Origin of the sequence: Rhizobium sp. UGM030330-04 (assembly GCF_003208455.1) — a bacterium.
Lineage (GTDB): Bacteria > Pseudomonadota > Alphaproteobacteria > Rhizobiales > Rhizobiaceae > Agrobacterium > Agrobacterium rhizogenes_A.
In genome coordinates, this window is record NZ_QKML01000007.1 from 104484 (window position 1) to 116704 (window position 12221).

Here is a 12221-nt window from a genome sequence, read left to right on the forward strand (position 1 = left end):
AGGGCAATTTGCCGCAGATCGGGAGCCGGCCTTCAAACAGGGGGCCGGCTTCTTATTTTTCCTGTTAAAACAGGCCATTACAGACTGTGTTTTGTCAAAGCGCGACATCCCCGCCGGCGAACCGGGGAAATCACCTTCCCTGGTGGTTCAATCCTGAGAAATTTCGTCTAGAACACGTGAACAAATCGACGATACGGGCGTATAGCTCGTGCATCTCTGGCAAAAGCCTTTCGGTTTACGCCCGACATGCGGAAAACAAAGAAGATGGAGCCTTTCCGCCCCTTATCTCAAACGGGAAAGCTCCTGCGCAACCAGTCCGAGTTTCAGGGTGTCATTCATGGCGACAGAACTATCCGCACTCCCCGCAAACCATCCCCGCATAACATTTGGCAAGGTTGGCGTCCTGCTCGTCAATCTTGGCACGCCGGATGGGACGGACTACTGGCCGATGCGCCGTTATCTGGCGGAGTTTCTGAGCGACAAGCGCGTGATCGAGTGGTCGCGTCTCTACTGGTATCCAATCCTGTACGGCATTGTCCTCAACAAGCGCCCGCAAAAGGTCGGCAAGGCCTATGAGGAAATCTGGAACCACGAGCACAATGAAAGCTATCTGCGCACCTACACGCGCAGCCAGGGCGAACTGATGGCGGAAGCGTTGAAGGATCTGCCCAATGTCGTCGTCGACTGGGCGATGCGCTACGGCCAACCCTCCATCGCCTCGAAAATCGACGCGCTGAAGGAGCAGGGCTGCGAAAAAATCCTGCTTTTCCCGCTTTATCCGCAATATGCCGCATCGACCACGGCAACCGTGAACGACAAGGCTTTCGAACATCTGATGAAGCTGCGCTGGCAGCCTGCGTTGCGCACCGTACCGCCCTACCATGACGACCCGGCCTATATCGACGCGCTCGCCGCTTCCGTCAAAAACCATCTGGCGACGCTGGACTGGGAACCGGAGATGCTGATCACCTCTTTCCACGGCATTCCTCAGTCATACTTCCAAAAGGGCGATCCCTATTATTGTCATTGTCAGAAAACCGCCCGTCTGCTGCGACAGGCGCTGGGGCTGAACGAGAAGAATTTCATGATCACCTTCCAGTCGCGTTTCGGACCGGAAGAATGGCTGCAGCCCTATACCGACAAGACCGTGGAAAAGCTGGCCTCGGAGGGCATCAAGCGCATCGCGGTGATGAATCCCGGCTTCGTATCGGATTGTCTTGAGACACTGGAGGAAATTGCCGGTGAAGCCGGGGAAATCTTCCTGCACAATGGCGGCGAGAAATTCACCCATATTCCGTGTCTGAACGACAGCGCCGAGGGAATGACCGTTCTCGAAAAGGTTGTAAGACGGGAGTTGCAAGGCTGGGTGTAATCTTGCCATAAGGTTGTTAGGGTAAATCCCCGACAGTTTCGATCCTTGGAGGGAAAGTGATGATTGCATTGGGCGGTTTCGACATCGTCGTCATAGCGGCGGTTGTTCTGGTTATTCTGGTGCTGTTTGCCGGCATCAAGACCGTGCCGCAGGGGCATCGTTACACGGTTGAACGGTTCGGACGTTACACCCGCACGCTAGAGCCCGGCCTCAACCTCATCGTGCCGTTTTTCGAAAGCATCGGCTCGAAAATGAATGTAATGGAGCAGGTGCTCCATATACCGACACAGGAAGTCATCACCCGTGACAACGCCAGTGTCTCCGCCGATGCCGTCACCTTCTACCAGGTGCTCAATGCCGCACAGGCCGCTTACCAGATCGCCAATCTGGAAATGGCAATCGAAAACCTTACCATGACCAACATCCGTTCAGTGATGGGCTCCATGGATCTCGACGAGTTGCTGTCGAACCGCGATGCCATCAATGATCGCCTTCTGCGCGTGGTGGATGAGGCCGTGGGGCCATGGGGCATCAAGGTCACCCGTATCGAGATCAAGGATATCGCCCCGCCGAAGGACCTCGTCGATTCCATGGCGCGGCAGATGAAGGCCGAGCGAGAAAAACGCGCGCAGGTGCTTGAGGCAGAAGGTGCCCGCAACGCCCAGATTCTGCGCGCGGAAGGCGCAAAGCAATCCGCCATTCTCGAAGCGGAAGGCCAGCGCGAGGCGGCATTCCGGGATGCCGAGGCGCGCGAGCGCCTCGCCGAAGCCGAAGCCAACGCGACCCGGATGGTGTCCGAGGCCATTGCCGCCGGCAACGTCCACGCCATCAACTATTTCGTCGCGCAGAAATATACCGAGGCGCTGGCAGAAATCGGTACCGCCAAGAATTCCAAGATCGTGCTGATGCCGATGGAGGCCTCGGCGCTGATCGGCTCGCTCGGCGGCATCGGCACGATTGCGAAAGAAGTGTTCGGCGACAGGGGCGACGCGCCGTCCGCTCCCGCACCGTCCCGCTCTGTGCCGCCCACGCGACCTTCCGGTCAGACGGTCAACGTCACCATTCCCGGCAATCCCTTCGGCTCTTCATCGGAGAAATAACGATGCTGCAACGGCTTGCCACTGATCTGGGACCATGGAGCTGGTGGATTGTCGGCTTCGTGCTTCTGGCTGCCGAACTCGTCGCTCCGGGCGTCTTCCTGATCTGGATCGGCCTTGCCGCGCTGGTCATCGGGGCATTCTCGCTGTTTTTATGGGATGCGGCCTATTGGGCCTGGCAATTGCAGCTGGTTCTGTTTGCCGCGCTCTCGGTCGCATTTGCCCTGCTCGGCCGTAAATATTTCGGCAGGAACAGAGACGCCTCCGATGAACCGTTCCTCAACCAGCGGGAGGCAAGTCTGGTCGGCCGCACCGCGACCCTGCAGGAGCCGATTGTCGAGGGGCGTGGCCGCATAAGACTGGACGATACGTGGTGGCCGGTGAATGGCGAGGACCTTCCCGCCGGAACCCGCGTCAGGATTTCTTCGGCACGCGGCCGCACGCTGACGATCGAACCGATAGACCGATAACAGGACGAACCGGCCTCAGGCCACGCCAATTCTCAACAGATCGTGGAAATGCACCAGCCCGATCGGTCGGTTATCATCATCGACCACGATCAGCGCGCCAATGTGGAACTTTTCAAGAGTAGCCAGCGCACTAGTCGCCAGAACCGATTTTTTGACCGTCTTCGGCGTGGAGGTCATGATGTCATCCACCGTCAATTCGGCGAGGTTGCGCGACAGGTTGCGCGCCATGTCGCCCTCGGTGACGATGCCGCATAGACGCCCATCCTCATCCAGAATGCCGACGCAGCCAAAATGTTTGCGAGCGAGAACGCCGACCGCTTCCGGCATGGCCGTTCCCCTGGCGACCAGAGGCACGCGGTCGCCGATATGCATGATATCGCCGACCAGCGTAAGGCTGGCACCCAGCTTGCCGCCGGGATGAAACACCCTGAAATCGCCGGCGGTGAAATTCCGTGCCTCCAGAAGCGCGACTGCTAGGGCATCGCCAAGCGCCAGCTGCATCAATGTGGAGGTCGTGGGTGCAAGGCCGAGCGGGCAGGCTTCCTGTTCATTGGGAATCAGAAGCACGATATCGGAGGCCTTCGCCAGAGATGAGGTCTCCGAACAGGTCAGTGCGATCAGTGGAATGGAAAAACGGCGCGAATAATTGATAATACTGCGCAGTTCCGCGCTTTCGCCGCCTTTTGAAATGGCCAGCACCACATCATCGCCGCCAATCATGCCCAGATCGCCGTGATTTGCCTCGGCCGCATGCACAAAAAAGGCAGGCGTTCCCGTGGAGGCGAAGGTGGCAGCAAGCTTGGCACCGATATGGCCGCTTTTTCCAACGCCAGTGATGATGAGTCGGCCATTCGACTGGCCGATGGTCTCGATCGCCTTGCAAAACGGCTCGGAAAGTCCGTTCCTCAAAGCATCCTCAAGCGCGGCAAGGCCAGCCCGCTCCACCGAAATCGTCCGCACAGCGGATTCGATGGCATTGTCTTCAACCAGTTTGACGGCGCGCGTAATCATGGCCGACTGTTACTCTTTCATCCGGAAGAAGTCCACTCTGCAGCCAGACAGCGCAGCTTTTTAGTGCCGCAGGTCCGGCGGAGAAATTTCCTCCATCGTTCCCAGCCGCTTGAAGGGGATATTCTCTTCATCGACCAGATACCGTCCGACCGTCCTTATCCACGACACCGAACCATCGTCGCGGCGAACGGCATATTCCTGATGGTAGAAGCTGGCAGCCTTCAGGGTGATCAACGCGGTCTCAATCACATTGTTTCGATGGTCGAGGTCCACTTTTTCGAGCATCTTGAAAATGCTGATGCCCTGCATCGCCTGCTTTAGCGGAATACCGAAAAGCTCAGCGCAGACCTCATCCAGATAGAATCGGTCGTTGGTAATATCCCAGCAATAAAAACCGACCTGCTTGATATTCAAAACGGGATTCATGAAACGACGCTGTCACACAAAATAAAAATCAACAGGATTTGCCAAGCAATAGAAAAACCAATTCCTTTAAATCATAGGGCGATTCCGTGCCAAATTGAAACGTTTAAATCTTATCATATTAGAAATATTTTGCATTGCGGCATGTTCTCCCCGGTCATCCGGCTGAAAGACATGCGAACCCGGCAAGTGACTGCAAGATCCGCCGATTTTCCCGCGCCTGCCGAAGTGCTGAAACTCCGGTGATCTTTATCAACTGTTAACCATAAAAAACCTATTGTTAAAGCGATGTTAAAACGTGCGTCGTCTGTCTGGTCCCAGATTCTCCTACGTCATTTCATCGGCCTCCCATTCTTGAGGCCGGAGAGAAATGATCCGGCGAGTTTCGATCCGGCATCGGCCAAATTCGCCGGGTGAAGAGGAATGAATGTGAAGGGCGCCGCCACACGTCTGCCGACGTCGCGGAAAGCAGCAACCCTGTTGCTTGCCTGCACGCTTCTTTGCCCTGCCACGGGAAGCGCTTTTGCGCAGACGGCGACCACGGCTGCACCGTTATTGCCTGGCGCCACGACTGCCGGAGACGGAACCGTTGCGGCCCCCGCGGTGACGGGCACTGGCGCAGACGCGAGCACAGGCACAGCGCAGGCGACACCTGCGCCCGTGCCGCAACTCTGGCGTCCTTCGAACAATCCCGGCGACCCGATTTACGAGCAGCAGGACGAAGCGGGTCAAGCCTATGCCGACGCGGAGAACCCCTATGAACCGACGGTGGATGGCGGTGAAAATCCCCGAATAGCCACCGAACCCGGCCAGACCCCCGGCATCCGGCTCGGCACCTTCCTGCTGCGGCCTTCGATCAGCCAGACGATCAATACGGAAAAACAGACAAATACCGGCGGTCCCTCAAGACGCAACTATCTGACGACGGGCATACGCGGCACGCTCACAAGCGACTGGTCCCGTCACGCGCTGACGGTGACCGGCGATGGTGCCTGGGAAAGAAATTTCGGCGGCGACAAGGATGGCGAAGAGCCACGGGCGCGGATAGAGGCAGATCTGCGTCTTGATCTCGGTGAAGAGACAAGGGCCAACCTCAAGGCCGGCTACGAATTCAGCCGTGAAGACACAACGGACCCGAATGCCCTGACTGGCGCTGCCGTGCAGGGCGGTGAACATCGCTTCACCACCGGCGCGTCGATAGAGCGGGATTTCGGCAGGCTTCGCGGGCTGGCGGCGCTCGATCTGTCGCGCACGGTCTATACGGATGCGAAAGGTCTCGATGGAAGGCCGATCAGCCTTAGCGACCGCGACCAGAACAGCGCGAACCTGCGCGGACGCATCGGCTACGAACTGTCGCCGGCACTCATCCCCTTCCTGGAGCTGAATGCTGGCACAACCAAATATGACAGGCGTCTCGACAATTCGGGTTACGCCCGTTCTTCCAACTCCTATGGCGCCAAGATCGGGACGGAAGTCGACCTGGGCGAGAAGACTCGCGGCGAGGCCGCCATCGGTTATCTGCGCAAACAATATGATGACGACCGTCTCGCCGCCATCGACGCCCTGACGCTGGATGGCGAACTCAACTGGTCGCCCCAGCGCGGCACGAATGTCAATCTCGGCCTGCGCACGACGATTGAGGATTTTGCCGGCGGCCCGCAGGGCGGCTGGGTTTCCTATCGGCTGGATGCCGGCCTGACCCACGAATTGCGCAGCAATCTGGTGGCGCGACTGACAGGGCAGATCGTGCATCGCACATTCCCCTCCTCCGACATGGAAAACGCCGTGGAATATACGGCCGGCGCCGGACTGACCTGGGGACTGAACCGCTATCTCGACCTGACTGCGGACGTCAGCTACCAGTGGACACCGGTCTATGACAGCAGCGAATTCCGCGTCGGCGCAGGACTTGTCCTCAAACGATAATCGCCAAACAAAAATCCCGGCACGAAGGCCGGGATTTCTTTGGCTGTTGGTATCGATTACTTCAACCCGTCGATCAGGGTCTTGATCGGCTCTTCGATCGCCGGACGGATATCGGCGCGCTCAAGGGCGAAGGCGACGTTTGCGAGGATGAAGCCATCCTTGGCGCCGCAATCGAAGGTCTGGCCACGGAAATGATAGCCGGAGAATTCCTGCGACTTGGCAAGCGTCAGCATGCCATCCGTCAGCTGGATTTCGTTGCCGGCACCGCGTTCCTGATTTTCAAGAATATCGAAAATCTCGGGCTGAAGGATGTAACGGCCGTTGATATAGAAATTCGACGGTGCCGTCCCCTTGGCCGGCTTTTCGACCATTTCGGTGATCTTGAAACCTTCGCCGACCGCATCGCCAACACCGACGATACCGTATTTATGTGTCTGGTCGGGAGCGCACTCCTGCACCGCGATGACATTGCCGGCGGTCTGGTCGTAGAGTTCGACCATGCCCTTCAGGCAGCTTTTCTGCGAATGCATGATCATGTCGGGCAAAAGCACGGCGAAAGGTTCATCGCCGACGATATCGCGCGCGCACCAGACCGCATGGCCAAGACCGAGCGGCACCTGCTGGCGTGTGAAGCTTGCCGTACCCGCTTTGGGCAGAAGGCCGGCCAGCAATGTCAGCTCGGCATTCTTGTTGCGCTCACGCAGCATCTGTTCGAGTTCAAATTGAATATCAAAATAATCTTCGATCACCGCCTTGCCGCGGCCAGTGACAAATACAAAATGCTCAATGCCTGCTTCCGCCGCCTCATCGACGACGTATTGAATGACCGGCTTGTCGACGACGGTGAGCATTTCTTTCGGAACCGCCTTGGTTGCGGGCAGGAAACGGGTGCCGAGGCCCGCGACCGGAAATACGGCCTTCCGAATTTTCTTCTGTTCTACCACATATCCCTCCTGAGAGATAAAACTTGATCACAATCCCCGCACGCTGTTGTTATTTCAAAAATAACAACGTTTTGTAAAGGGTGACGCTACCATCTATTAATGGTAAAGAATTTGTTGACGTTCTTTTGTTATCCATGATGACGCCCGATGCGTTTTCGCAATCGAAATGACATTCGAGAGAACGAAAGACTGACGATGACAAAGATGATCCTTTCAGATGTCCGCAAATTCGGCTGCATGATGGTTGCAGGTCTGGTGATCTCGCTGACACCCGTTTCGGCCCATGCCGATGCCGGATTCAGACAGTGGATCAACCAGTTCTACGCAACAGCCGCGAAAGAAGGCATTAGCAAGGCGACCTACCAGAAGGCCTTCGCCGGCGTCAGCGAACCGGACCCGGACGCGCTGCGCAAGGCGACCTTCCAGCCGGAATTCACCACGCAGATCTGGGATTATCTCGATTCCCGCGTCAACCCTTACACGGTGCGGATCGGCCGTGAGATGAAGATGAAGCATGCGACGACCCTCAACTGGATCGAGCGCAACTTCAATGTCGACAAACACATCATTCTCGCGATCTGGTCGATGGAATCCAATTACGGCGCGGTTCTCGAAAAGCCGGAGCGACTGCACAATATTCCGCAGGCGCTGGCCACGCTCGCCTATTCCGATCCCAAGCGCGCCAAATTCGCGCGCACGCAGCTGATCGCCGCGCTCAAGATTCTCCAGGCGGGCGATGTGACGCCGAAGCAGCTGACGGGCTCCTGGGCCGGGGCGATGGGTCACACCCAATTCATTCCGACAAGCTACCTGCTTTACGCGGTGGATGCGGATGGCAACGGCAAGCGCGACATCTGGCACTCAGTTCCCGACGCGCTGGCAACCGCTGCCAATCTTCTTTCCAAGAACGGCTGGGAACCCGGCCGGACCTGGGGTTATGAAACCGCCGTGCCGCGTGGCGGCGCCCGCTATGAAGGCCAGACGAAGACCATTTCGGAATGGGCAAAGCTCGGCTTCACCCGTCCGAACGGTAAGAACTTCACCCGCGGTTCCGACCGCGCCATGCTGAAAATGCAGGGCGGGGCAAACGGTCCCGGCTTCCTGATGATGAAGAACTTCTTCACCATCAAGAAATACAACGCATCCGACAGCTATGCCTTGGCCGTCGGCCTGCTTGCGGATGAGATCGCCGGTTATGGTGGCATGCAGCAGAAATGGCCGCGCCCGGACGGCACGCTGGACATTCGTGAAAAATTCGAACTCCAGACCCGCATGAAGGAACTCGGTTATTACGACGGCGAGATTGACGGCAATTTCGGCTCCGGTTCGAAAGCCGCCATCAGCGCCATCCAGTCCCGCATGGGCATGGAAAATGACGGCCAGCCGTCGCAGCGATTGCTCAGAGCCCTGCGCAATTGATAATATGCCGGCAAATTCGGCGGCTTCCACCAATGCCGCCGAGCCACCCGGAAAGGTCGATGTCATGAGTACGAAGCCTCAGGTGAAGCGTGTTAAAGCAGGCTGGCGCGTTAGCGCCGTCATTCTTTCCGCTGCCCTCTGCGTGCCTCTCATTCCATCCGAGACCTTTGCCCAGGAACAGCGTCGCACCCTGTTTGAGATGCTGTTTGGCAAGCCGGTGGGCCGCGATGGCGCCTCCGGCCGCGAATACCAGCCCCGCAACCGACGGGATTTTCCGGCCGCGCCGCGCGAAAGATCCGTCACACGCCCGCAACCCGCCCGAAAAGCGCCGTCGGTCGTACAGATGCGAACCGCAAAACCGGAACCCGCCGCCAAGCTTGAAAATGCAAGACGCGTTCTCGTTATCGGTGATTTCCTCGCCGGCGGCATGGGGGAGGAGCTGGTCAATGCCTTCGCCAGTTCGCCGGCAATCGCCGTTGATGTACGTGCGAACGGTTCTTCCGGCCTCGTCCGCACGGATTATTACGACTGGTTCGCCAATCTGCCGCAATTCATAACCGAGACCAATCCGGCCACCATCGTCATCATGATGGGATCGAACGACCGCCAGCAGATGCAGATCGGCGATGTCAGGGAAAAATTCGGCACTGACGTCTGGTTCAAGGAATATGAACGGCGGATCGATGAACTTCTGACCCTTGCGGGCCGCCCGAAAGTACCGCTGCTCTGGGTTGGTCTGCCCGCCTTCCAGTCCCCCTCTCTCACGGCCGATCTCGTCGGCTTCAACCGGCTTTATCGCAGCCATGTCGAAAAATATGGCGGTGAATTCGTGGATGTGTGGGACGGTTTCGTCGATGAAGGCGGGAAATTCGTCATCACCGGTTATGACATGAACGGCCAGCAGGCCCGCCTGCGTGAGGCGGACGGCATCGGCATGACGCAGGCCGGCAAACGCAAGCTTGCTTTTTACGTCGAGAAATTCGTGCGCAGACATCTGGATAGCGCAGGCCCGGATCTTGTGAAACTGGACGGCAGCAACCTGCCGGCGCTCACCTCGCTGCCGGCACTCGGCATCGACGCCGGGCAGGTTCGCACGCAGCCAATCAGCCTGACCGATCCCAATCTCGATGGCGGCGACAAGCTGCTGGGCGACGCCCCTTTGACTGCCGGGCCTACACGCGTCTCGGTGGTTGAATCGCCGCGCGAGCGACTGACGAAGCGCGGCGAAATGGCCGATGCGCCGGCGGGCCGTATCGACGACTATCGCATCGTCCCGGATACCGCGCAGGCTCGGCAATAGTCGCTTCTTGCCTGCGTTGCAGACGGGAGAGGCGTAATGTTTAGGCAATCCGAAAATGGCAGGATGAGTGAAGCTCTGCGGGAATGCGGTCTTTAACCGCGTTTCCGTATGGCGATATTTCTTCGTCACCTCAACGAAGCCGTCATTTCATCTCACGCACTCCCGCTCCGGGGAGGTGCGCCAGGACCCTGCCGAGACCAATTCATGCGCCTGCTGCTTGTTGAAGATGAACGCGAAATGGCAGCAGCCCTGTCCGCCGCGCTCCACCGGTTCGATATCATTGTGGATAATGTCGGCACGCTCGACCTTGCCCGCCATGCCATCATGGATGGCGTTCACGACCTTGTGGTACTGGACCGGCAATTGCCCGATGGCGACGGTATCCAGCTTATAGAGGATCTGCGTCTCCTGCCCGTCACCCCGCCCGTCATCGTTTTGACGGCGCAGGGCGCGCTTGCCGACCGGGTAAAGGGACTGAACCTCGGCGCCGACGACTATCTGGCCAAGCCCTTCGCCGTGGAGGAACTACTCGCCCGTATCCGCGCCCTGATGCGACGACCGGCCAGTGCCGTGACGATGACGGCGAAACTGGGCAAGCTGGAATTTTGCTTCGAAACCCGTGAGGTCCGCATCGCCGGCGAATTTCTTGCCCTGACGAGACGCGAGCTGCTTATCCTCGAGGCGCTCCTGCGGCGGCAGGGCAGAACGGTGCTGCGCTCGCTGCTTGAGGAAGCCGTTTATAATTTCGATGATGAAATCCAGTCCAACGCACTCGATTCCCATATTTCCCGTCTGCGCCGCAAACTGGCGGCAGCGGATGCGGGTGTCGAAGTTCACGGCATCCGGGGCGTCGGTTATCTTCTGAGGGCGGCAGCATGAAGCCGGCGAAGAGAAAATCGCTCAAGCGCCGCCTGACCATTCAGCTGCTGCTCTTCCAGATCGGCAGCCTTTTCATCGTCAGCGCCGCCTTTGTCGCCTATCTGTCGAGCGGTGGCGCAGGCAGCGCGCTGCTCAGCCCGCAGGCAGCCCAGATCACCGCCAACGCGCTCGTGCGGGACGAAAATGGCCGGCTGGTCCTGAAGGAAACGAATGAGTACGCCGAGTTGCGCAACACCACGCCCGATTTCTGGTTCGTTGCCGTCAGCGAAGCGGGGGAAATCATACAGGGCGGCCAGGTACCGGAAGCCTTCAGCAACATGGATCAGCAACTCAGCGACGTCAGGCTCTCCGACATACGCGATGCGGCATTGTCCTATTCCTATCTTGCCGTCGTGCGCATCGCCATCGTCCGCCGTGTTTCCGGGCCGGTAGGCGAATTCGCCATGATCGGCAAGGGCGGGCCCTTCAGCATGACATTTCCGGTATTGCTGTTTTCCAACATCCTGATCATGCCGATCCTCTTCATCATGTCTCTCGTCACGATCATCACCATTCCCTGGATCATCCGCAGGGAATTCCTCCCCCTGTCCGCCATCGCCCGCACGGCGGAAACGATCGATATCGACAAGCGCGGATACCGGTTGCCGGATGGCGATATTCCAAGAGAAGTGCAGCCGCTGGTGCACGCCGTCAACGGCGCGCTGAAACGGCTCGACGATGGTTACGAGCGGCACAAGCGCTTCATTCTCGACGCCGCCCATGAATTGCGAACTCCCGTCGCCATCCTCCAGACCCGCGTTGAAACGCTATTGGAAGGCCCATCACGAAACAGGATATTGGCCGATGCCAGCCGCATCGCCGTGCTGGCGGAACAATTGCTCGATCTGCAGCGCCTCGGCGGGCAGAAGGCCCCCCTCGTTCCGCTTGATCTCGTCGGCCTGTGCAGGTCGGTTGTGGCGGATATGGCGCCGCTTGCCATCTCTCAGGGATATAATCTCTCTTTCGAGCCGGAAGAGGAACCTATTCTCGCCCTTGCGGACGACGCCTCGCTGCAGCGTGCCCTTATGAATATCGTGCAGAATGCCATCGAACATGGCGGCAATCGCGGAACGATCACTGTAAAAGTCGCCGCGAACCGGGTGATAGACATATCCGATGAAGGCAACGGAATTCCCGAAGAAGACAGGGAACTGGTGTTCGACGCGTTCCACCGGCTGAGACCGAAGGACCGTGGCACCGGGCTTGGTCTCAATCTCGTTCAGGAAATCATTCGCTACCATAAGGGCGAGATCGCCATCAGTGATTCCTCTACCGGCGGCGCCTGTTTCCGCATCAGCCTTCCCTATTGCTGAGCATCTGTCGCCTGCCGGCAAAGCTGCT

Annotated in this window: 11 protein-coding genes; 8 read left to right on the top strand and 3 right to left on the bottom strand. The window is 58.4% G+C overall.

The annotated features are described in order from the left end of the window. Positions 1-337: 337 nt before the first annotated feature. Genes hemH through N434_RS12560 form a run of 3 tightly spaced genes read left to right on the top strand, consistent with a single transcriptional unit; the run spans position 338 to position 2939 of the window. Positions 338-1372, top strand: coding sequence for a ferrochelatase (gene hemH / locus N434_RS12550; RefSeq protein WP_110758112.1), 1035 nt, complete (start codon positions 338-340; stop codon positions 1370-1372). 59 nt (positions 1373-1431) lie between these two features. After that, entirely contained in the window at positions 1432-2472 is a 1041-nt protein-coding gene (locus N434_RS12555) for an SPFH domain-containing protein (protein WP_065117363.1), read from the top strand. A gap of 2 nt (positions 2473-2474) precedes the next feature. Continuing rightward, positions 2475-2939, top strand: a complete 465-nt coding sequence (locus tag N434_RS12560) for an NfeD family protein (protein ID WP_065117362.1) — start codon at positions 2475-2477, stop codon at positions 2937-2939. 15 nt (positions 2940-2954) lie between these two features. Here the strand turns inward: N434_RS12560 and N434_RS12565 are convergent, their stop codons facing one another. Next, entirely contained in the window at positions 2955-3950 is a 996-nt protein-coding gene (locus N434_RS12565; RefSeq protein ID WP_110758114.1) for a KpsF/GutQ family sugar-phosphate isomerase, read from the bottom strand. Positions 3951-4010: 60 nt separating this feature from the next. Further along, complete coding sequence (locus N434_RS12570) at positions 4011-4376, bottom strand: PAS domain-containing protein (protein WP_065117360.1); 366 nt, start codon at positions 4374-4376, stop codon at positions 4011-4013. Positions 4377-4796: 420 nt separating this feature from the next. Between N434_RS12570 and uppP the strand changes: the two genes are divergently transcribed. Then, a complete protein-coding gene (gene uppP / locus N434_RS12580) occupies positions 4797-6299 on the top strand; it encodes a polysaccharide biosynthesis protein UppP (RefSeq protein WP_110758115.1) in 1503 nt (500 codons plus the stop codon). 56 nt (positions 6300-6355) lie between these two features. On the opposite strand, the gene galU is transcribed toward uppP, so the two are convergent. Further along, positions 6356-7243: a UTP--glucose-1-phosphate uridylyltransferase GalU gene (gene galU, locus N434_RS12585; RefSeq protein ID WP_065117358.1), complete on the bottom strand. Its 888-nt coding sequence runs from the start codon at positions 7241-7243 to the stop codon at positions 6356-6358. 195 nt (positions 7244-7438) lie between these two features. On the opposite strand from galU, the gene N434_RS12590 reads away from it, so the two are divergent. From N434_RS12590 to N434_RS12605, 4 genes are all read left to right on the top strand, one after another. After that, complete coding sequence (locus N434_RS12590; protein ID WP_110758351.1) at positions 7439-8662, top strand: lytic murein transglycosylase; 1224 nt, start codon at positions 7439-7441, stop codon at positions 8660-8662. 64 nt (positions 8663-8726) lie between these two features. Next, positions 8727-9962 carry an SGNH/GDSL hydrolase family protein gene (locus N434_RS12595; RefSeq protein WP_110758352.1) on the top strand — a complete coding sequence of 412 codons (1236 nt, stop codon included), beginning with the start codon at positions 8727-8729 and terminating at the stop codon, positions 9960-9962. A gap of 204 nt (positions 9963-10166) precedes the next feature. Continuing rightward, positions 10167-10841 (top strand): response regulator transcription factor, encoded by a 675-nt coding sequence (locus N434_RS12600; RefSeq protein ID WP_065117356.1) that lies wholly within the window; start codon positions 10167-10169, stop codon positions 10839-10841. Then, on the top strand, positions 10838-12193 hold the full coding sequence (locus tag N434_RS12605; protein WP_065117355.1) for a sensor histidine kinase: 1356 nt from the start codon (positions 10838-10840) through the stop codon (positions 12191-12193). Before N434_RS12600 ends, N434_RS12605 begins: the two co-directional genes overlap by 4 nt. Positions 12194-12221 lie beyond the last annotated feature (28 nt).